Source organism: Citrobacter sp. Cpo030 (assembly GCF_030333005.1).
Lineage (GTDB): Bacteria > Pseudomonadota > Gammaproteobacteria > Enterobacterales > Enterobacteriaceae > Citrobacter > Citrobacter portucalensis.
The window spans coordinates 233,688-255,155 of the sequence record NZ_JAOWGT010000043.1; the positions used below are offsets into that span (position 1 = coordinate 233,688).

General features: G+C 51.3%; 22 protein-coding genes and 1 riboswitch. Of the genes, 9 read left to right on the top strand and 13 right to left on the bottom strand.

Annotated elements, in window-relative coordinates; genetic code table 11:
* Positions 1-19: 19 nt before the first annotated feature.
* From OGY37_RS03535 to OGY37_RS03545, 3 genes are read left to right on the top strand one after another with little or no spacing between them, the layout of a single operon-like run.
* On the top strand, positions 20-703 hold the full coding sequence (locus OGY37_RS03535) for a fimbria/pilus periplasmic chaperone (RefSeq protein WP_286620086.1): 684 nt from the start codon (positions 20-22) through the stop codon (positions 701-703).
* A gap of 12 nt (positions 704-715) precedes the next feature.
* Positions 716-3,196: a fimbrial biogenesis outer membrane usher protein gene (locus OGY37_RS03540; protein WP_126317699.1), complete on the top strand. Its 2,481-nt coding sequence runs from the start codon at positions 716-718 to the stop codon at positions 3,194-3,196.
* A 9-nt stretch (positions 3,197-3,205) separates the two neighbouring features.
* A complete protein-coding gene (locus OGY37_RS03545) occupies positions 3,206-4,252 on the top strand; it encodes a fimbrial protein (protein WP_126317700.1) in 1,047 nt (348 codons plus the stop codon).
* A 51-nt stretch (positions 4,253-4,303) separates the two neighbouring features.
* On the opposite strand, the gene OGY37_RS03550 is transcribed toward OGY37_RS03545, so the two are convergent.
* Positions 4,304-4,636, bottom strand: coding sequence for an RcnB family protein (locus OGY37_RS03550; RefSeq protein WP_003834436.1), 333 nt, complete (start codon positions 4,634-4,636; stop codon positions 4,304-4,306).
* A gap of 234 nt (positions 4,637-4,870) precedes the next feature.
* A riboswitch (TPP riboswitch) is annotated at positions 4,871-4,966 on the top strand.
* A 31-nt stretch (positions 4,967-4,997) separates the two neighbouring features.
* On the opposite strand from OGY37_RS03550, the gene thiM reads away from it, so the two are divergent.
* The 3 genes from thiM to OGY37_RS03565 are packed head-to-tail and all read left to right on the top strand — an operon-like array spanning position 4,998 to position 7,372.
* Positions 4,998-5,786, top strand: coding sequence for a hydroxyethylthiazole kinase (thiM, locus tag OGY37_RS03555; protein WP_003834434.1), 789 nt, complete (start codon positions 4,998-5,000; stop codon positions 5,784-5,786).
* Positions 5,783-6,583 (top strand): bifunctional hydroxymethylpyrimidine kinase/phosphomethylpyrimidine kinase, encoded by an 801-nt coding sequence (gene thiD, locus OGY37_RS03560; RefSeq protein WP_003844369.1) that lies wholly within the window; start codon positions 5,783-5,785, stop codon positions 6,581-6,583. The genes thiM and thiD overlap by 4 nt, the downstream gene beginning before the upstream one ends.
* A gap of 42 nt (positions 6,584-6,625) precedes the next feature.
* Positions 6,626-7,372 carry a GntR family transcriptional regulator gene (locus OGY37_RS03565; protein WP_198579338.1) on the top strand — a complete coding sequence of 249 codons (747 nt, stop codon included), beginning with the start codon at positions 6,626-6,628 and terminating at the stop codon, positions 7,370-7,372.
* Here OGY37_RS03565 and OGY37_RS03570 read toward each other — a convergent pair.
* From OGY37_RS03570 to OGY37_RS03580, 3 genes are read right to left on the bottom strand one after another with little or no spacing between them, the layout of a single operon-like run.
* Complete coding sequence (locus OGY37_RS03570) at positions 7,346-8,311, bottom strand: PfkB family carbohydrate kinase (RefSeq protein WP_198579337.1); 966 nt, start codon at positions 8,309-8,311, stop codon at positions 7,346-7,348. The two genes, OGY37_RS03565 and OGY37_RS03570, sit on opposite strands and share 27 nt — an antisense overlap.
* Positions 8,308-9,312, bottom strand: a complete 1,005-nt coding sequence (locus tag OGY37_RS03575) for an ADP-ribosylglycohydrolase family protein (protein WP_125112574.1) — start codon at positions 9,310-9,312, stop codon at positions 8,308-8,310. Before OGY37_RS03575 ends, OGY37_RS03570 begins: the two co-directional genes overlap by 4 nt.
* Positions 9,309-10,586 (bottom strand): nucleoside permease, encoded by a 1,278-nt coding sequence (locus OGY37_RS03580; RefSeq protein ID WP_003834424.1) that lies wholly within the window; start codon positions 10,584-10,586, stop codon positions 9,309-9,311. The genes OGY37_RS03575 and OGY37_RS03580 overlap by 4 nt, the downstream gene beginning before the upstream one ends.
* A gap of 252 nt (positions 10,587-10,838) precedes the next feature.
* Between OGY37_RS03580 and fbaB the strand changes: the two genes are divergently transcribed.
* On the top strand, positions 10,839-11,891 hold the full coding sequence (gene fbaB / locus OGY37_RS03585; protein ID WP_003834421.1) for a class I fructose-bisphosphate aldolase: 1,053 nt from the start codon (positions 10,839-10,841) through the stop codon (positions 11,889-11,891).
* 20 nt (positions 11,892-11,911) lie between these two features.
* On the opposite strand, the gene yegS is transcribed toward fbaB, so the two are convergent.
* The 7 genes from yegS to OGY37_RS03620 all read right to left on the bottom strand — a co-directional run bounded on the left by yegS (position 11,912) and on the right by OGY37_RS03620 (position 17,544).
* On the bottom strand, positions 11,912-12,811 hold the full coding sequence (gene yegS / locus OGY37_RS03590; RefSeq protein ID WP_048215937.1) for a lipid kinase YegS: 900 nt from the start codon (positions 12,809-12,811) through the stop codon (positions 11,912-11,914).
* Between the two features lie 131 nt (positions 12,812-12,942).
* Positions 12,943-13,674: an arginine ABC transporter substrate-binding protein ArtJ gene (gene artJ / locus OGY37_RS03595; protein WP_003027308.1), complete on the bottom strand. Its 732-nt coding sequence runs from the start codon at positions 13,672-13,674 to the stop codon at positions 12,943-12,945.
* A 261-nt stretch (positions 13,675-13,935) separates the two neighbouring features.
* Positions 13,936-14,604, bottom strand: a complete 669-nt coding sequence (gene artM, locus OGY37_RS03600) for an arginine ABC transporter permease ArtM (protein WP_003840185.1) — start codon at positions 14,602-14,604, stop codon at positions 13,936-13,938.
* Entirely contained in the window at positions 14,604-15,320 is a 717-nt protein-coding gene (artQ, locus tag OGY37_RS03605; RefSeq protein WP_003027301.1) for an arginine ABC transporter permease ArtQ, read from the bottom strand. Before artQ ends, artM begins: the two co-directional genes overlap by 1 nt.
* 6 nt (positions 15,321-15,326) lie before the next feature.
* On the bottom strand, positions 15,327-16,058 hold the full coding sequence (artI, locus tag OGY37_RS03610; protein ID WP_003027298.1) for an arginine ABC transporter substrate-binding protein ArtI: 732 nt from the start codon (positions 16,056-16,058) through the stop codon (positions 15,327-15,329).
* Positions 16,059-16,074: 16 nt separating this feature from the next.
* Entirely contained in the window at positions 16,075-16,803 is a 729-nt protein-coding gene (artP, locus tag OGY37_RS03615; protein ID WP_286620090.1) for an arginine ABC transporter ATP-binding protein ArtP, read from the bottom strand.
* Between the two features lie 225 nt (positions 16,804-17,028).
* Positions 17,029-17,544 (bottom strand): lipoprotein, encoded by a 516-nt coding sequence (locus tag OGY37_RS03620; RefSeq protein WP_164562602.1) that lies wholly within the window; start codon positions 17,542-17,544, stop codon positions 17,029-17,031.
* Positions 17,545-17,670: 126 nt separating this feature from the next.
* On the opposite strand from OGY37_RS03620, the gene OGY37_RS03625 reads away from it, so the two are divergent.
* Together OGY37_RS03625 and OGY37_RS03630 are read left to right on the top strand one after the other, a co-directional pair.
* Positions 17,671-17,994 (top strand): heavy metal-binding domain-containing protein, encoded by a 324-nt coding sequence (locus OGY37_RS03625; protein ID WP_001160725.1) that lies wholly within the window; start codon positions 17,671-17,673, stop codon positions 17,992-17,994.
* Entirely contained in the window at positions 17,991-18,821 is an 831-nt protein-coding gene (locus OGY37_RS03630) for an N-acetylmuramoyl-L-alanine amidase (protein WP_003834315.1), read from the top strand. The genes OGY37_RS03625 and OGY37_RS03630 overlap by 4 nt, the downstream gene beginning before the upstream one ends.
* 100 nt (positions 18,822-18,921) lie before the next feature.
* Here the strand turns inward: OGY37_RS03630 and OGY37_RS03635 are convergent, their stop codons facing one another.
* Positions 18,922-19,935, bottom strand: a complete 1,014-nt coding sequence (locus OGY37_RS03635; protein WP_003834312.1) for a 3-beta-hydroxysteroid dehydrogenase — start codon at positions 19,933-19,935, stop codon at positions 18,922-18,924.
* Positions 19,936-20,032: 97 nt separating this feature from the next.
* Entirely contained in the window at positions 20,033-21,463 is a 1,431-nt protein-coding gene (locus OGY37_RS03640) for an SDR family oxidoreductase (RefSeq protein WP_198579335.1), read from the bottom strand.
* Positions 21,464-21,468 lie beyond the last annotated feature (5 nt).

Consider the following 21,468-nt stretch of genomic DNA (forward strand, 5'->3'; position numbering starts at 1 on the left):
TAAAAAGGACGAACGCGAAATGAAATGGATTCTAACGGCTTTATTAATTGCATCTACGCACCCCGTCCATGCTGGTATAGTGATTTATGGCACTCGCGTTATCTACCCGGCAGAAAAAAAAGAAGTATTGGTTCAATTGACGAATCAGGGGGTGCGGTCTTCACTGGTACAGTCATGGATTGATGATGGATATACATCGTTACCACCGGAAAAAATTCACGTACCATTTATGCTTACTCCTCCAGTGGCTAAGATAGCAGCGGACTCTGGCCAGCAGTTGAAAATTAAAAAAATGCCGAATATGTTGCCAAATAATAAAGAAAGTTTGTTTTATCTTAATGTACTGGATATTCCACCAAACAATCCAGACAGTACTGGTAAAAATGTATTGAAATTTGCAATGCAGAATCGCATTAAATTATTCTATCGGCCTAAAGGAATTGCCCCAGTTAATAGAGGTACATTTCAGAAACTTTCCATGAAACGTAGCGGTAGTATTTATTCCATTAAGAATGATGCCGCTAACTGGGTCACGGTGACGGAAGTAAAAGCTAATAATGTTAAAATTAATAACGAAAGTATTATGCTTGCACCGCTCTCCAGCACAGACGTGGCATTAAAAAGTGCTAATGCCAATCAGTATAAAATGACTATTATTGACGATCACGGTAATTATATTAGCCATAACGTCAGCCTAAAATAACAGGAGCTGGTTATGTTAAGGATGACTCCGATTGCTTCGGCGGTATTACTGTTGCTACTTGGCATTGATGCCCATGCCGCAGAAGAAACGTTTGATACAAATTTTATGATGGGTGGAATGAAGGGTGAGAAAGTTTCTGATTTTCGCCTCGATGATAATCAACCTCTGCCAGGCCAATATGATATTGACATCTACGTCAATAAACAGTGGCGTGGTAAGTATGATATTACTGTTAAGGATAATCCGGATGACACCTGTCTATCCCGCGATGCATTAACGCGTCTGGGGATAAATATACAAGCATTGGACAAGCAGAATGAATGCCCAACCCTAAAGCAGGTGGTGCAAGGGGGCAGTTATGCCTGGAATATCGGCACGTTTCGTCTGGATCTCAGCGTTCCGCAGGCGTTTGTCGATGAACTTGAGCAAGGGTATGTTCCTCCTGAGAATTGGGATCGTGGCATCAATGCTTTCTATACTTCCTATTATGCCAGTCAGTATTACAGCGACTATAAGGATTCTGGTAACAGCAAAAGTACCTATGCGCGTTTTACCAGTGGGTTAAACCTGCTGGGCTGGCAGCTGCATTCTGATGCCAGCTATAACAAAACCGATGACAGCAGCGGGGAGTGGAAAAGCAACACCCTGTATCTGGAACGCGGCATCCCGCAAATTTTGGGCACTCTGCGTGCCGGGGATATGTATACCTCATCAGATATTTTTGATGCTGTGCGCTTTCGTGGCGTACGGTTGTATCGCGATATGCAGATGCTGCCAAACTCAAAGCAGAATTTTACGCCGCTGGTTCAGGGGATTGCGCAAAGCAATGCGTTGGTCACCATCGAGCAGAACGGCTTTGTGGTTTACCAGAAAGAGGTTCCGCCTGGCCCGTTCTCAATTGCTGATTTGCAGTTGGCTGGTGGCGGTGCGGATCTTGACGTCAGTATCAAAGAGGCGGACGGATCGGTAACAACCTATCTGGTGCCCTATGCTGCGGTGCCCAATATGTTGCAGCCGGGTGTCTCAAAATATGATTTTGCCGCCGGGCGTAGCCATATCGAAGGCGCCAGTAACCAGACCGACTTTGCACAGATGAGCTATCAGTACGGGCTGAATAATCTGTTAACGCTGTACGGCGGTACCATGCTGGCGGATAACTACAATGCGTTTACGTTGGGTACCGGCTGGAATACGCGTATTGGCGCGATTTCCGTTGATGCAACACAGTCCCACAGTAAGCAGGATAGCGGTGATGTGTTTGACGGGCAGAGCTACCAGATTGCCTACAACAAGTATTTGACGCAAACCGCCACCCGTTTTGGCTTAGCGGCGTATCGCTACTCTTCAAAAGACTATCGCACGTTTAACGATCATGTCTGGGCCAATAACAAAAATAGCTACCGTCGTGATGAAAACGATGTGTATGACATTGCAGATTATTATCAGAATGATTTTGGTCGTAAGAACAGTTTTTCGGCCAACGTCAGCCAGTCTCTGCCGCAAGGCTGGGGTTCATTCTCGCTCAGTACGCTGTGGCGAGATTACTGGGGGCGTAGCGGTAGCAGCAAAGATTATCAACTGAGTTATTCCAATAGCTGGCAACGGATTAGCTATACCTTTTCAGCTAGTCAGACTTACGATGAAGATCATCACGAAGATAAACGTTTTAACATCTTTATCTCCATTCCGTTTGACTGGGGAGATGATATTAGCGCTCCGCGCAGACATTTGTATGTGTCTAACTCAACGACTTTTGATGATGATGGTTTTGCGTCTAACAATACCGGGCTTTCCGGTACTGCAGGCAGTCGCGATCAGTTTAACTATGGGGTGAATCTCAGTCATCAACGGCAGGACAGCGAGACAACAGCGGGCGGCAATCTGACGTGGAATGCGCCAGTTGCTACGCTTAACGGCAGCTACAGCCAGTCGTCTAAATATACGCAAGCTGGCGGCAGCATTTCGGGTGGCCTTGTGGCCTGGTCTGGTGGTGTGAATTTAGCCAATCGATTATCAGAAACGTTTGCTGTAATGCATGCACCGGGTCTGGAAGGGGCTTATGTAAATGGGCAAAAATACCGTACGACCAACCGTAATGGTGTGGTGGTCTACGACGGTTTAACGCCGTTTCGTGAAAACCACCTGACGCTGGATGTGTCTAACACCAATAGTGAAACCGACCTGCAAGGCAACCGCCGCAGCGCCGCCCCGTACCGCGGAGCGGTAGTGCTGACAAGGTTTGATACCGACCAACGCAAACCCTGGTATATCCGGGCGCAGCGCCCTGATGGTTCACCGCTGACGTTTGGTTACGAAGTAGAGGATATTCATGGACACAATATTGGGGTGGTAGGCCAGGGAAGCCAGCTTTTTATTCGCACCAATGAAGTACCGCCGGAAATAAAAGTAGCGGTCGATAAACAACAGGGACTTTCATGCTCAATCACCTTCGGCAAAACGATTGATGAAAGTAAAGTTTATATTTGTCGGTGAGGAGGAGATATGAGATTTATCCTGGGATTAATTTTGGTTATGATGTCAAGTTCAGTATTATGCAATTGTTTTCCGGTTTCATTTAAATTTTTGGATTTTAATCCAAGTACTACTGGTGCAACAGCTGAAAGTGACGTGATTGAGTTGGATTTGAATGATGCCTCTCTTAATTCATTTCAATCAATAGAAGACATTCCTCTTAATTTTACGGGAGGAAATAGTACCTATCATTGTGATTTTGGAATGTCTAACCCAGGCTCACTTTATAAGTTAACAGCCAGAAGTCAAGAATCTGGCACCTCTGAATACTATCAGATATTAACAACTGGAAATAATGATGGTGTATATGTTGAAGTTCAGCTGTCTGTTAATAGTTTACTCGGTTCTTATAGCGTTGAGAATAGTCTTTATGGTTTTGCTCGTTATTATTTTAATTTCCCAAGAGATGATCTTAATTCTAAGGTAACCTATGCAATTAAATACAGATTAACGAAAAATAAACCTGTTTCATCTGAAACAAAAAACATAGGGGATACAGTGACTCTTAAAGATCATGTGCGTTTTAATGAAAGTCCTGGATCGAATTCTTATAATTTAAAACAAAATATAAGAGTTAAGTTTAATTACACTCCAACCACATGTTCTTTTAATGATACTACCGTTAAAGTTAGCAACATAAGTTACGGAGATGTAAGTAAAGGGCTTGCGCATGATGCTGATGCCGAAGTAAAAATTGATTGTGACCAAACTGTGGCCTATGCCACAAGATCTGTTCATTACAGATTCGTTTCTGATAATGCTGTAGGTAATGTTTTGCCTAATGAATATACGAATAGTGATAGCGCGGGAAATATTGGCTTTGAGTTAATAAAAGATGGTTCTGTAGTGAATTTAAGCAATAACCGTTATGATCTGATAGCATGGGGAGATTTAAAAGAAAACGTGGCCAGAAATACGATTATACCGCTGAAATATAAATATACTCCTTATGGAAATAAGATATTTAAAGCCGGGCAGGTACTAAGCCGTGTAAAAATTGTTATCGATTATGATTGATCATGCTATGGTATTTTACGCACTCCCTCATCAGAGCGAGTGCGTATTTTTTCACCGATGATAAAAAATCTCGCCATCGTAGGCTTTAATGATCTTTGCATCGGCATCATTGACCAGCACATACGCGCCGCCCATGTAGGTCCAGTGGGTGCCTGCCGTCGGCGCGGGCAGGTTGCGCAGATTCCACTGTTTAATGGTGTATTCTTCGGTGAGATACAGTGGTGGAACCTTGTCACCGGGTTTGAAATGGGTGAAGTCAGCAATAAAGCTGCTCAGTTCATACTTATCGATACCGGTGGGGGCAGCTGTTGCAGCTGGTGCGGCCCAGACGACGCTGCTTGCAAGCAGAAGTGCACCCAGCAACATTTTATTCTTCATACCCATCCTCTCTACCTCTTCGGGTCATCAAAATCAGTCATGTATCATTCCTGGCATACCGGATGTCTGACAAGCACTATTTTGTGATCACTCCAGTCATTTCGTAAAAAGTGTAAATGAAAGTACAGAATTGCAGCAACCTTGACCAGTAGTTTCACTGCGGGAGTGGGGAGTGCGCCAATTTACATCGTTAAGCACAGGCAGTATCCTGTTACTGAAACCAGCATATTACGTTTGTGTTTCAACGACTCGGGGTGCCCTTCTGGTGAAGGCTGAGAAATACCCGTACCACCTGATCTGGATAATGCCAGCGTAGGGAAGTCTGACACTGCTCGTGTCCCTTCTTCGCGCGGGCAGGAGCTGAACCATGCAGCCTGACCTGCACAGCCGCGCACTCGCGGCTCACACTTTGCACCAATTTAGAACCTTATCCCCGCTCACACACTGTATGACCAATGAGGTCGTGCAAAGCTTTACTGCCAATACATTACTGGCGCTGGGCGCATCGCCTGCGATGGTGATCGAGCCTGAGGAAGCCAGCCAATTCGCCGCTATTGCCAGTGCATTGCTGGTTAATGTCGGCACCTTAACTCGGGAACGGGCCGCGGCGATGCGTGCCGCAGTTAAGCAGGCTCATCATGCTAAAACCCCGTGGACGCTCGATCCCGTTGCCGTAGGTGCGCTTGAGTTTCGCCGTCACTTCTGCCTGGAATTATTGTCACTACAGCCTGCTGCTATTCGTGGCAACGCTTCGGAAATACTTGCTCTGGCCGGCATGAACGGTGGTGGACGTGGCGTGGATACAACCGATACGGCTGTTGCTGCGCTTCCGGCAGCGCAGGCGCTGGCTCGTCAGGTTGGGACTATTGTCGTGGTTACCGGCGAAGTGGATTACGTCACCGATGGTCAGCGTACCGTCCGCGTTGACGGCGGTGACCCGTTGATGACTCGCGTGGTGGGCACTGGATGCGCTCTTTCAGCGGTTGTTGCGGCCAGTTGTGCCTTGCGTGGTGACCGACTTGATAACGTCGCCTCCGCCTGTAGTTGGATGAAACAGGCCGGGCAAATAGCCACCGAGCAATCAAACGGACCGGGTAGCTTTGTCCCGGCATTTCTCGACGCCCTCTATAACCTGAACGCCCAGGAGCAAGCATGAAACGGATTAACGCATTAACGATCGCCGGAACCGACCCAAGCGGTGGCGCGGGTATTCAGGCTGATTTAAAAACCTTCTCGGCGCTGGGTGCTTACGGCTGTTCGGTTATCACGGCGTTGGTGGCGCAAAATACGCGCGGGGTGCAGTCGGTGTATCGTATTGAACCTGATTTTGTCGCCGCGCAGCTGGATTCGGTGTTGAGTGATGTGCGTATTGATACGACTAAAATCGGTATGTTGGCGGAGACGGACATTGTCGAAGCTGTCGCCGAACGTTTACGTCGCCATCGGGTACAAAATGTGGTGCTGGACACGGTGATGTTGGCGAAAAGCGGCGATCCGTTGCTGTCTCCCTCGGCGGTAGAAACGCTGCGTACCCGTTTGCTGCCGCAGGTTTCGATTATCACCCCTAATTTACCGGAAGCGGCGGCGTTGCTCGGGGCATCGCATGCGCAGACTGAGCAGGAGATGTTAGAGCAGGGAAGGGCGCTACGGGCGTTGGGCTGCGAGGCGGTGTTGATGAAGGGCGGTCATCTGGATGATGCACAAAGCCCCGACTGGCTCTTTACTCGCGATGGTGAGCAGCGTTTTACCGCACCAAGGGTGATGACCAAAAATACCCATGGCACCGGTTGTACGCTATCGGCGGCGTTGGCAGCCCTGCGTCCGCGCCATAACAACTGGGCCGATACCGTACAGGAAGCCAAACTGTGGCTTTCAGCGGCGCTGGCACAGGCCGACACGCTGGAAGTTGGCGAAGGAATCGGTCCGGTCCATCATTTCCACGCGTGGTGGTAATGGGTATACTGGCTGCAGAAACGGCGGCCAGGAAAAAGATAAATGGAACAAGCGCATACCCAGCTTATCGCACAACTGAATGAACGTATTTCAGCGGCGGATAACACGCCGCTATATATGAAATTTGCGCAGACGGTGAAGAATGCTGTGCGCAGTGGGATCCTGGAGCACGGCAATATCCTGCCCGGCGAGCGCGACCTCAGCCAGTTGACCGGCGTTTCTCGGATTACGGTACGCAAGGCGATGCGGGCCCTGGAAGAAGAAGGTGTAGTAACACGTGCCCGCGGTTATGGAACGCAAATTAATAATATTTTCGAGTATTCGCTTAAAGAAGCGCGCGGTTTTTCTCAGCAGGTGGTGTTGCGCGGTAAAAAACCGGATACGCTGTGGGTCAACAAGCGCATTGTGCCTTGCCCGGAAGAGGTGGCCCAGCAGTTGGCTGTCGCCGTGGGGAGTGATGTCTTCTTGCTCAAACGCATTCGTTACGTTGACGAAGACGCTGTTTCTATTGAAGAGTCCTGGGTACCCGCACACCTAATTCATGATGTGGATGCCATCGGTGTTTCGCTGTATGACTATTTTCGTAGCCAGCATATTTTCCCACAGCGCACGCGCTCACGCGTTAGCGCCAGAATGCCTGACGCAGAGTTCCAGGCGCACATTCAAATGGATAGCAAAGTGCCGGTACTGGTGATCAAGCAGGTAGCGCTTGACCAGCAGCAACGGCCTATTGAATACAGCATCAGTTACTGTCGTAGCGATCTATACGTCTTTGTGTGCGAGGAGTAGTTCCTCGCGCGACGGGGCGCAATCGCCGCCGCGATGCCCAACTACCCAGGACGCCACCGCGTTACCTAACAGCACTGAGTCGGCCAGCGTCCAGCCAGCCGCCAGCCCAGCCAGCATGCCGCCAGCGTGGCTGTCACCTGCGCCAATGGTATCAACGACCGCCGTTGCAAATGCCGGTACGTAGCCGGATGTCTGTGCGCTGAAATACCATGCGCCGTCTTTATCGTGACGCACGACCACCGGTGCGGTGAAACGTTGCCCCCATTCTGCGCCAAAACCTTCCACATCCTGACTCAATGCAAACCGCTCGGCAGCAATTTCCGCCTCCTGACGATTAAGTGACACCAGCGGACGGCAGGCCATAATTCGTGCCAGTAAAGGCTCAGGAATGTCGCCGATGCGCGGGCCAAAATCGATAAACGGTGTCACCTCTTCCAGACCTTCCAGCCACTGCACCAGCAATTCACCGCACGGGGACGCCAGCTGATAACCAGAAAGATACACCAGGCTATGACGCGGGATATCCAGCTGTGCCAGCCAGGCGGCATTCCACTGATTCTCAACGCCGCTAAAAGACATAAAGGTACGCTCGCCATCCGGCTCCACCAGCGCCAGACACCAGCCGTTATCGCCTTCGGCATTGTCGATCCGGCTGTGCAGTCCCTCTTTTGCCATCCGGCTGCGGATAATGTCGGCCCACACTCCCTGACCCAGCGGTAGAGCATTGCAGGCATCGATACCTAAACGCTTAAGCGTGACGGCGATATTGAGCGCGCAGCCGCCAACGTTAACACCTTGCTGCTTGAGCTCGATGTCACAGCCGCGCCAGGGGAGGGCATACGCATCGGCAATGACATCAATCACCGCCGCACCCACCACCGTTACTGGCCGCTGTGTACGTAACTGCGAGAGAAGTTGTTGCAGATGCGTGTTGCTCATAGCGCCTCCCGCTGCTCACGCAGTCGCATTAACCCACTGGCGTAGCGGGTAAAGTCCAGCTGGTTTACCGCATCTAACTCCTGCTTCAATGCCGGGTTGATCGCGCTCACGCCGTGTAATGCACCACAAATGGCGGTTGCCATCGCCCCGATGGTGTCGGTATCGCCGCCGAGGTTCGCGCACAGAATGGCGCAGCGGTTAGGATCGGTCTGCGCCAGTTCAACCATGGCGATGGCGCAAGGCACGGACTCAATGGTGCTGGTTCCGGCACCTACAACCTGATACAGCTGCTCGCTGGCGGACTCGACGCCATCGGCGTTACGGACGATTTTTAGCGCCAGTTCAAGGCGTGCACAAAGCGATGCGCTAAAAGTGGTGATTCGTTTTTGCTGCGCATGCAGGGCAATGGCAGGTAGCGCGTCGACAATCTCTGACCATTTTCCTCCGTCGATGGCGCGCGATACCGCCCACGCGACGACAACGGCTCCCGCGATAGCCAGATCCGATTTATGCGTCGGGCTGGAGGCCAATGCCACATCATCGATAAAGGCATCAAGATTGCGAGCGGGCAGCAGGCATCCCAGCGGGGAAACGCGCATTGCCGCGCCATTGGTCACGCCGTTGTTTTCCAGTTCGGCGACCGGTTTACCGTCACGAATAGCTTTCAACGCAATTTTCGAGGTCGGGCCGAGCACGTTTTTATTAAAAGCATCAAACTGCTCGGCCCAGGCCAGAATATTGCGACCAATAACGTCAGGCACAATTTCGCCGTCGCACTCAAGCAGGGCATCTGCCAGACACAGTGCCATGGACGTGTCATCAGTGAACTCCGCCTGGTTAAAATAGCAGGCGGCATTATTTTCCGCAGGGCCGGGCAAAAAACGGTCGATCCAACCGAAGTGTGCTTTTACCCGGGTTCTTGGCCACAGTTCCGACGGCATGCCCATCGCATCCCCTAACGCCTGCCCATAAAGAGCACCGAGAATACGTTCTGCTTTCATTTTACTTCCCCTTGTTTCAACGCTATATCGCGATCGTCCACCTTAATGGCGGTGATTTCTTTGTCTGATTCGCGAAAGAAAATCATGAACAACACGGCAATGATGGCAATCATGACCGCGCCAAATCCCCACATGCCAGCCCAGTTAAAGGTGAGACCATTAACCGGTTCCTGATAAGCAAACATTTTTTCCATCATCACGCCGCCCAGACGGTACCCGAGCAGGCTGCCGAATCCCTGACAGCAGAGGGTGATAAGCCCTTGCGCTGCGGTGCGCATGTGGACCGGCGCTTTTTTATCGACATAGATGTAAGCCGTGACGTAATAGAAGTCGTAACTGACGCCGTGCAGCAGAATGCCGAGAAACAGCAGGGCGTAAGTGAAATATTCTTCCGCACCGCCGTAAACGAAAAATCCGTAGCGGATCGCCGCAGTAATAAGACCAAGCAACAACACCTTTTTAATACCAAAGCGTTTGGTGAAAAACGGTAGCGCCAGCATGAAGAAGATTTCAGAGAACTGGCCCAGCGTCATCCAGCCGGTGGCGTTTTTCATTCCGACTTCTGTCAGATAGCCGTTGGCGAAGATGTAATAGAACGCCAGTGGCATCGCAAACAGGAAAGAGCAAAAGAAGAAGACGAGGAAGTTCTTATCGCGCAGCAGGATCAGCGCATCCAGACCCAGCATAACTTTGAAATCCATTTTGCCGGTACTTTTTGGCGGCGTATCCGGTAAAAAGAAGGCAAAAACACCTAACAATGCGGAGCTTCCGGCAGTGATAAGCAGGGGAATATTGGTGGGTGAGATGTCGTTATAGCCAAGCATTTGCGGTAAGAAACCGCAGGCCAAACCGGAGGCAATCCAGCCAATGGTGCCCATCACGCGGATGCGCGGGAAATCACGTTCAACATCCGGTACGTTGGCAAAAGCAATACTATTGGTCAGCGCAATCGTCGGCATATAGGTCAACGAATAGGCCAGTAACAGCGGGAAGAATCCGCTAAAGGTGGTTTGCTGGGCGGCGAAGTACATCAGAATAGCGCCGACGAACATCAACACCGCCAGTACTTTTTGCGCGGAGAAAAAACGATCAGTGATTGAACCGACCAGAATGGGCGACAGGATCGCCGCAATGGCGGTGCAGGCGTAGGACCAGCCTATCTCTCCGGCACTAAAGCCACTTTTACTCAGCCACAGCCACAGTGGTACAAACCAGGCGCCCCAGATAAACCACTCTACAAACATCATGAACGACAGCTTAACTGTAGTTTTCATCTTTAAATCCTTCATGACAGGTAAGGTACGCGCTGATAGTACCATTCAATAATACCTTTAAAATACCTTTGAGATTAAACTTTGACCGTCTTAACATTATTTTTTCCTGAATCGAGCCAGCAGAAGTTGCTGAAAAGTGCGCTAAAGATGGAAAAAAAGCGCAGTCGGTACCAGGCTTAATGCTGCCCGCAAAAAGGCGGGTCAGGACAATCCATATTCCGGTTTTAAACCGGAACTTACGGGAGCATAGCTATGACTGATATTGCGCAGTTGCTTGGCAAAGATGCCGACAGCCTTTTACAGCATCGTTGTATGACCATTCCTTCTGACCAACTTTACCTGCCTGGACATGATTACGTCGATCGCGTAATGGTGGATAACAATCGGCCGCCTGCCGTGCTGCGTAATATGCAGACGCTGTATAACACGGGGCGACTTGCCGGGACAGGGTATCTGTCGATCCTACCGGTGGATCAGGGGGTAGAGCATTCTGCTGGGGCTTCGTTTGCCGCTAACCCGCTGTACTTTGATCCGAAGAATATTGTGGAGTTGGCTATCGAAGCAGGGTGCAACTGCGTGGCATCGACTTACGGTGTGCTGGCTTCTGTCTCCCGCCGCTACGCACACCGTATCCCGTTCCTCGTTAAAATTAACCACAATGAAACGCTCAGCTATCCGAATACCTTTGACCAGACGCTGTATGCCAGCGTAGAGCAGGCGTTCAATATGGGTGCGGTTGCGGTAGGGGCAACCATATATTTCGGTTCTGAGGAATCTCGCCGCCAGATTGAAGAGATTTCAGCAGCGTTTGAGCGCGCCCATGAGTTGGGTATGGTTACCGTGCTGTGGGCGTATCTGCGTAACTCCGCGTTTAAAAAAGATGGCGTGGATTACCATGTTTCCGCCGATCTTACCGGGCAGGCTAACCATCTGGCTGCCACTATCGGAGCGGATATCGTTAAGCAGAAAATGGCGGAAAATAACGGCGGGTATAAAGCGGTTAATTTTGGCTACACCGACGATCGCGTTTACACCAAGTTGACCAGTGAGAATCCAATTGACCTGGTGCGTTATCAACTGGCGAACTGTTATATGGGGCGCGCCGGATTAATTAACTCTGGCGGGGCGGCCGGCGGCGACACCGACCTGAGCGATGCAGTGCGTACAGCGGTGATTAACAAACGTGCGGGCGGTATGGGGCTGATTCTGGGACGTAAAGCGTTCAAGAAAACCATGGCCGACGGCGTTAAGTTGATTAACGCCGTACAGGACGTTTATCTGGACAGCAAAGTCACTATTGCCTGATCCCTCGGATTGTCGTTGGGTTAGCGCAACAGCGGACAACCCGGCGGCAGTCTGCAACGTAGCGCAGCGGGCAGGATTTCAATATGAAACTCTTGTCCGCTGAGCGGTTCGCCATCGAGATTAAAGGTAATTTCGTGTGGGGCGCGGATATCAAACCATGACGATGCGCCGTCAATAATGTTAGGGTTATCTTCGGATTGCGTTAACGCCGAAAGCAGTCCTGGCAGTAGTTCCTCGCCGGTAAAAATGCGCAGTTGCAGCAGGCCGTCGTTGATCAGCGCCGTCGGGCAAAGCTGTTGCCCACCACCGGCCTGGCGACCATTACCGATACCAATCACCAGCGCCTTACCCTGCCAGTGAAAATCTTCTCCACGAATGTCACAGATGTCGGGCTTGAGCGTATCCATGCGCATTAATCCGTGAATAAAATACGATACACCGCCCAATGCGGCCTTGAGTTTTTCCGGCGTTTCGGTGGTGATGCGAGTGCCAAACCCGCCGGTCGCCATGTTGATAAAACAGGTTTTATCGTTGACCTGTACCATATCGATTGCAGTCGCATTTGCAGCGATAGCCAGCTTTAACGCCTTATCAAGGTCATCGGGTATACCAACGCTGGTGGCAAAGTCATTCGCCGTTCCCAACGGTAAAATACCCAGCGCCGGAATATTGCCGCCCTGCGACTGAATCAGCGCCGTCGAGACTTCGTTGATGGTGCCGTCACCGCCGCCGGCTATCACCGTGGCAACGCCTAGCTGACGAGCTTCATCAACGTAGCGTTGGGCATCGCCTTTTTCCCAGGTCACGCGAACATGGATTTCCACGCCTTCATCGCGAAGCTTCGCAATGGCATCACGCAGGGGGAGATTATCAGCACTTTTTCCATTGAGGATCAGTAAACTGGCAGGGAACGCTATCATCCGTTTGCCTCACTTTTTTTCGTTTTAACAAGTGTATGCCAGGAAAGCATTTATGGCGTAAGAACTGACTGAAAGCGCAGGCGAAGAGATAAAAAAAGCCGCAGAGCGCGGCTTTTCAGATTGGGCAGACGTTACTGCGGGAACCACTGATCGCTGATTTTCTGGTACGTGCCGTCAGCTTTGATTGCCGCCAACGCGCTGTTCAGTTTTTCCAGCAGGGCTTTGTTATCCGGGCGAACCGCGATGCCAAGGCCAGTACCGAAATATTGCGGATCGGTTACTTTGTCAGTGGCGACGCCTAACTGCGGGTTGGTTTTCAGCCATTCGTTAACCACAGCAGTATCGCCAAATACGCCATCAATACGGCCATTTTTCAGGTCGATAATCGCATTCTGATAGCTATCATAGGCCACAGTTTTCACCTCAGGATGTTTATCCTGCAGGTATTTCTGATGGGTGGTGCCGTTTTCCATACCGATGCGCTTACCTTTCAGGTCGGCAAAGGTTTTATAGGTGTCTTTTTTCGCAATCACCAGCGCGGAGTTGGCATAGTAAGGCTGAGTAAATGCAACCTGCTTGCTACGCTCAGGTGTGATATCCATTCCGGAAATTACCGCATCATATTTCTTGAATTTCAGCGCGGGGATCAGGCTGTCGAAAGCGTGATTGGTGAAAGTACATTCTGCCTGCATTTGTTTGCACAGCGCCGTTGCCAGGTCGATGTCAAAACCGACAATTTTATTGCTTGCGTCCAGTGATTCAAATGGCGGATATGTGGCTGATACACCGAAACTAATTTTATCAGCAGCTGAGGCGCCAGCGGCGAAAGTAGCAAGTAATGCGGCCAGTACTAACTTTTTCATGGTGGAACTCCCGTCTGTCAATCTTATGATTATTACCGTGTCTGCGGCGTGGAGTAACAATGCCATTTAATGAATTTATATGCAATAAAAATGATTAAGTATTTTTATTGGTATGAAAAAAGACGGACAATTTAGGTTGTTGTCCGTCTTTATGTTTTTTACTTATGCACATTTGCCGGATGGCGGTGCTAGCACCTTATCCGGCCTACAAAAGGTGCATGAACCGTAGGCCTGATAAGCGTAGCGCCATCAGGCATATGCTTAATTCCGGTGTTCAAACGCCAGCGCTTTACGTTCGATTAAGCGCATCATCAGCGTCAGCAAGCCGTTGACGATCAGGTAAATCACACCCGCGGCACCGAAGACCATAACGTCATAAGTACGACCGTACAGCAGTTGGCTATAACCCATGACTTCCATCAGCGTGATGGTGTAAGCCAGTGAGGTACTTTTAAATACCAGCACCACTTCGTTGGAATACGAGGAGAGGGCGCGTTTAAAGGCATACGGCAACAGAATCGCCAGCGTATCCTTTTTGCTCATCCCTAACGCTCCGCAGGACTGCCACTGACCTTCCGGGATTGCACGAATAGCGCCGTAGAACAGTTGCGTAGTGTAGGCCGCACTGTTTAACGACAGCGCAATTAAGGCGCATAACCAGGGTTCAGAGAGCAGATGCCACAGTACCGGATATTCTTGCAATGCCGGAAACTGCCCTGGTCCGTAGTAGATCAGGAAGATTTGCACCAGCAGCGGTGTACCGGTAAACAGCGTGATATACGCGCGTACCAGCCACACCAGCACCGGCGTTTTCAGCGTCAGGATGACGGTGAAGATTAGCGCCAGCACCAGAGCAACCACGATGGAGGCGACCGTCAGCGTCAGGCTGGTATGCAGCCCTTTCAACAATTCAGGTAAATACTCAAGCATCAGCCTGGTCTCCGCTCAAAACGTGTCGCGCGCAGGTCAATGCGTTTGAGAATGTACTGACTCACCAGCGTAATCACCAGGTAAATAGCGGCCGCCACAATGTACCAGGTAAACGGCTCCTGGGTGCGGGTGGCAATACTCTTGGTTTGCAACATCAGATCGTTCACGCTGATAAGGCTGACCAGCGCGGTATCTTTCAGCAATACCAGCCACTGGTTACCCAGTCCCGGTAAGGCATGACGCCACATCTGCGGCATCACCAGACGAAAGAAGATCGCGGCTTTAGACAAACCCAACGCCTGACCTGATTCCCATTGTCCGAGTGGCACGGCCTTCAGCGCGCCACGCAGCGTTTGCGACGCGTAAGCGGCGTACAATAATGACAGTGCAATGACACCGCACAGGAACGGGCTGACGTCGAAGTTTTCGATCTGCATCTGAACCGGGATTTGTACAAACCCGAGATTGATCGTAAAGCCATCGGCCAGCGTCAGCAGCAATTGTGAGGAACCGAAATAGATAAACAGAACCACCAGGATTTCTGGCAGACCACGCAGGATGGTGACCAGGGCCGAGCCCGCCCATGCCACCGGGCGCCATTTTACTGACTCCCAGACGGCAAAAAACATGGCGAGTGCAAGGCCAATGATCAGCGCACAAACGGCAAGGCCGACGGTCATCCCGGCGGCGCTTGCTAAAGGAAAAAATTCATTCATCAAATATTACTTCTGGAACCATTTGTTGTAGATGGTCTCGTAAGTCCCATCTTTCTTCACTTTTTCCAGCGCAGCGTTAAATTTCTGCTGCAGCTCGGTATTGCCCTGGCGTACCGCGATGCCCAGACCTGTACCGAAGTAATCTTTATCCGTGACTTTGTCACCAACCGCGGCAAGCTTAGGATTGTCTTTCAGCCACTCGGTTACTACTGCGGTATCACCAAAGACGCCGTCAATACGACCGTTTTGCAGATCGAGTTTGGCATTCTGGTAGCTGTCATACGGCACAGTGGTCACTTCCGGATGTTTATCCATGATGAATTTCTGGTGCGTGGTACCGTTTTGAACGCCGACTTTTTTACCTTTCAGCTGGTCGATGCTGGTGTATTTACCCTGCTGGCCCACAAACAGCGCAGAGTTGTCGTAGTAAGGGGTGGTGAACAGCACCTGTTTTTCACGCTCAGGCGTGATGTCCATACCGGCCATCACCGCGTCAAAACGACGGAATTTCAGGCTCGGAATCAGGCTGTCGAAGGCCTGATTGGTGAAGGTACAAGTAGCGTCAATCTCTTTACACAGCGCGTTTGCCAGATCAACGTCAAAACCTACGATCTTGTTATTCGCATCGATAGATTCAAACGGAGGATAAGACGCTTCGGTGGCGAAACGAATGGTTTGGGCTGCGGTAGCGGAAAGACTAAAACCTGCGATTAGCGCGGCAATCAGAACTTTTTTCATTGTATTGTCCCGAATCTTAGTGAGAAAGATAGTTTTTAAACGCTTCGGTTTGCGGGTTGGCAAAGCAGCTCGCATCCCCAAACTCGACGATGTGACCGTTTTCCATATACACCACACGACTGGCCGTTTTACGTGCAACTTCCACTTCGTGGGTGACGATCACCTGAGTAATATTGGTTTCCGCCAGTTCGCGAATGATGCTGACGATTTGGGCGGTAATTTCCGGGTCAAGCGCGGCGGTCGGTTCATCAAACAGCAGCACCTGCGGCTCCATCATCAACGCGCGGGCAATGGCTACACGCTGTTGCTGGCCACCGGAAAGATGTAATGGGTAACGATCGCTGTAAGGCTTGAGGCGCAGACGTTCCAGCAGTTTCTCGGCGCGCGCCATCGCTTGCTCTTTTGTCAGACCCAGTACGCGGCAGGGCGCTTCAATCAGGTTATGCACCACCGTGAGATGCGGCCAGAGATTATATTGCTGAAAGACCATGCCCACGTTCTGACGCAGATCCCGAATGGCTTTATCCGACGGGGTCTTCGTGAAGTCGAAACGGTTGCCCGCAATAGAGAGCGTGCCCGAGCGCGGCATCTCAAGCAGGTTGAGTACGCGCAGCAGCGAGCTTTTCCCGGCTCCACTTGGGCCAAGTAACACCAGTGTTTCACCCTGAGGGCAATCCAGCGTGATATCGAACAGCGCCTGATGTGCGCCGTAGAAGCAGTTAATGCCGTTTAATTGAATACTCATTGACACTCGATACTGGCAGTCTGATAGCTATTGAAGCCGCAGATACTACCTTTGACAGAATAGTTATGCAATATTTATGCGTTAAAAGTTAAATGCAAACCGCATTCTTCTCTAAACATAGCACAAAATAGCGAGGTCACCAGTGGGTAAGAATAATTGTCGGCATTCTATGCAGAATGCCAGACAATTTATGGGGGTTATGATTTAAGCGGGTGAATGGGGCGGTTAGCGGTTTTCGACAGACTGGCGCAACGTCCCGGCTGGCGCGTGTACGCTGCCGCCCAGATAGCGTACATCATCAACGACCCAGCACTGACCTTCACGGATCATCAGCACTTCATCACGCCAGCTTTGCTCACCCTGTTTCAGCTCTACGCGCAGTGGAATGTTGCGTGCATCACTATTCGGAATAGTCGATGCGCTAGCGACACTGGCGCTGTCTGGTAACGTAGCGCGACTGGAGAACGGATCGCTGTTAAACAGGTCGCGGTGTGCATTATCGCGGCTGGCGTCGGTCAGCAGTTTAGCCAGATTGTCGCTCAGGTACGGACGAAGGGCGGTAATGTCATTGTTTCGATGCTGAATACGGTAATCATAGAATTGTTGAGCCACGCTGTCTGGCCCACCTTCTATGCATGAACCACTACGTGTGCCGTTATCTTTATAGACCGGCGTCACGGTAGTACAGGCGCTGAGAAGAAGTGCACAGGGAACCAGCAGAGAGAGTTTCGAGTAGCGCATAATGATTTCCTTATTAGCTTTCTACGATTAGTGTTCTACGTTGATAGAATATATCCTTTCAATGATAGTGGATCGGTTCGATAATGCTTTTGAGATCGTGCTCTTAGCGCAAAAAGGAGATTAACCATGCAGTTTTCGACAACCCCTACGCTGGAAGGACAGAGCATCGTGGAATACTGCGGTGTTGTTACCGGTGAAGCCATTTTAGGCGCGAATATCTTCCGCGATTTCTTCGCCGGCATTCGCGATATTGTCGGTGGTCGCTCCGGTGCGTATGAAAAAGAGCTGCGTAAAGCGCGTGAAATTGCTTTTCAGGAGCTGGGCGAACAGGCGAAAGCGCTGGGTGCTGATGCGGTGGTCGGTATCGATATCGATTACGAAACCGTAGGCAAAGACGGTAGCATGCTGATGGTGAGCGTCAGCGGTACCGCGGTGAAAACTCGCCGATGAAACGTCTGTTGTGTCTGCTGGCATTTACGCTGTTGCTGGTGGGATGTGCTGGCGAAAAAGGGATTGTCGACAAAGACGGGTATCAGTTAGATACCCGCCGACAGGCACAGGCTGCTTATCCGCGCATTAAAGTGCTGGTTATCCATTACACGGCCGATGATTTTGACTCTTCTCTGGCTACGCTGACCGATAAAAACGTCAGTTCGCACTATTTGATCCCAGCAGTGCCGCCGCTTTACCATGGTAAGCCGCGTATCTGGCAACTGGTGCCGGAAAAAGATCTGGCCTGGCATGCGGGGATTAGCTTCTGGCGCGGCGCTACGCGTATTAACGATACCTCAATTGGCATTGAGCTGGAAAACCGCGGCTGGCAAAAATCAGCGGGCAGCAAGTATTTTGCGCCGTTTGAGCCCGCGCAGATTCAGGCGTTAGTCCCATTGGCGAAAGATATCATCGCCCGCTACGACATAAAACCGCAAAACGTGGTGGCTCATGCAGACATTGCGCCGCAGCGTAAGGACGATCCCGGTCCGCTGTTTCCGTGGCAAGCACTGGCCGTTCAGGGCATTGGCGCATGGCCGGATGCTCAGCGTGTGGCATTTTATCTCGCCGGACGAGCGCCCCATACGCCGGTAGAAACCGCGTCATTGCTCGATCTACTGTCACGCTATGGCTATGAGGTAAAACCCGAGATGACGCCGCGTGAACAGCAGCGGGTGATTATGGCGTTCCAGATGCACTTCCGCCCGACGTTGTGGAATGGCGTGGCGGACGCGGAAACGCAGGCGATTGCCGAAGCGTTACTGGAGAAATACGGGCAGGGTTAACGCAGACACCAATGCCTGATGGCGCTTCGCTTATCAGGCCTACGGTTAATTTGGCAGGTATTTGTGGCGCTTGTGCCGCCACCCTGCAATGGATATCAGCCTAACGCGGCAGCTTACCGTGGTCGCGCAGCCAGGCCGCGGTACGCTCAATCCCTTCATCCAGCGTCACAACGGGCTGATAACCTAACTCTTCCTGAGCGCGGCTGGTATCCAGCGTAAAGTCAAAATTTAGCTTCGAAACGCCGTAATGCGTAAGCTTTGGCTCTTTCGCCGATTTATTGCCTAAGCGCTCCATGCTGCGGGCAATCATGTCCAGCATCGGGTAGGGCACGGAGCGGATACGGCAGTCAATATTCAGCTCGTCGATAAGTTTCTGCACAATACTGCGCAGGGTGCGATGTTCACCGTTGGTTATATTGTACGCACGACCCGACGGCAGCTTATCGCAGGCTTCCTGACTCGCCAGCCACATCGCGTGAACTGCGTTCTCGTAATAGGTCATATCCACCAGCGCACTCCCGCCGTGCGGCAACAGGATACTGCCGTAGTGGTACATCATATGGGCGAGGCGGGGAATAAAGACTTTATCGTGAGGTCCGAACAAGCTTTGCGGGCGCAAGACAGTAAAGCGAGTCTGCGGATTGGCCTGGGCGAGCAGCGCAATCACCTCTTCTCCAGCCGCTTTGCTGCGGGCGAATTCATTGGCGAAGCGATGGGGACGGAAGTCTTCTTTGATATCGCGATGATGGTGATAATCAAAATACAGCGACGGAGAGGAGATATGAATAAAGTTACGTACGCCCCAGGCTACGGCCCACTCGCCCAGACGGCGGGTAGCACGAACGTTGGCCAGATCAAAAGCTTCCTGAGTTCCCCATGGAGAGGTGAAGCTGGAGCAGTGCCACAGCGTGTCAATGCCGGCAAGCATCACTTTTGCCTGCGAAGAAACCAGCTCGGTCAAATCCGCATGCACAAATTCTGCGCCCATTTTCTCCAGCAGCTTGCCCATCGCTTCGTTGCGACCGGTGGCTCTGACGCTGACGCCTTTGCTGCATAAAAACTCAACCGCGTTTCGGCCCAAGCCGCTGGTGGCTCCGGTAACCAGTACCTTCATATCAATCCACTGTGTTTAAAAAACGTCGTGCGCATTCTTCCGTGAATTACGCCTGTATGCAATGGGAAACATGAAAGAATACAGGCTCTTTTTATCATTAGTCTGTGATTTGTTCTGCAAGTTTGGCTATACGCTTCGCCATCCCCCTGAAAATGAACAGGTGGGCGGGGATCATCAACAGCCAGTAGAAGAGGCCAGGCATACCGTGCGGATGCCACCACGCGCGTACATCAATGCGTCGGTGGTCACCTTTATCTTCCAGTGTGAAGCTCAGACGACCCAGTCCCGGCGCTTTCATCCCAAACAGCAGTGTCAGCTGTTTCTCCGGCTCAACGATGATGACTTTCCAGCTATCAACGGTATCGCCAACTTGCAATAGTGGGTGTTTGGGACGACCTTTTGCCAGCTTATGGCCGACCAGCAGGTCCAACGCCGCGCGCGTCTTCCATAGAATATTGCCAAAGAAATAGCCTTCTTTGCCGCCGAGTCGATTCACAACCTGCCACAGAGCCTTTTTGCTGGCGGAGGTTTCAACGCTAAAGCCAGCTTGTTTAGCAAAATAGCCATATTCTGGACGCCAGCGGGCAAACGCCTGTGCGTCGTAACCCCAGTCGCTGGAGTTGACCAGCTTCTCTTCTTCCTTCAAGGTGCTGCGCACCGCGTCATCAAAGGCAATCAGCTTTTGCGGGATCAGCGCACGTAATTCGGTGTCATCAGCCAGCAGGTCGTGTTTTAAGCCCTGGATCAGCGCTTTGGCCGTGGTCGGCGGCACTGACGTAATGACGTTCAAAAACCAGACCGAAATCCAGCGGGTAGGGAAGGGGATGGGGATGAGCAGGCGATGTTTACCGCTGACCGCCATAAAATGCTCGAACTGTTCCTGATAGCTCAACACCTGCGGTCCGGCGGCTTCGAGGACGCGGTGATGCTGTGTGGGATGTTCCAGCAACGCTACCAGGTAGTACATTAAATTCTCCAGCGCGATAGGTGTGGTACGCGAGCGTACCCAGCGTGGAGGGGTGAGAACCGGTAGGTTGTAAACCATATCGCGCATTACTTCAAAAGCAGCGGAACCAGCCCCCACGATAATGCCCGCGCGCAATTCCGTCATTGGCACGCCTGACTCGCGCAAGGTGTCCGCGGTTATCTGTCGTGCACGCAGATGATCGGATTGTTCATGCCGGGGAGCCTGCAATGAGCTCAGGAAAATAAGCTGTTTAACTGGCGTATTACGTAGTGCATCGCGCACGTTCATCGCCACCTGACGTTCGTGGGCGATAAAATCACCGCCTTCGCCCATACCATGAACCAGATAATAAACCGTATCAACACCCGTCAGCAGCGGGGTGAGGTTATCTGGCCAATTCAAATCGACCTTGTGGCAACTGACATTGGCCAGTTGCTGCTTTTCCAGCCGTTCAATGCGACGTGCCGCAGCCAACACCTGATGCCCTTGCTGACTGAGCGCCTGTACCAAATGCTGACCAATGTAGCCACTGGCGCCAAGAACCAAAATCCGTTGCGGCACGCCCA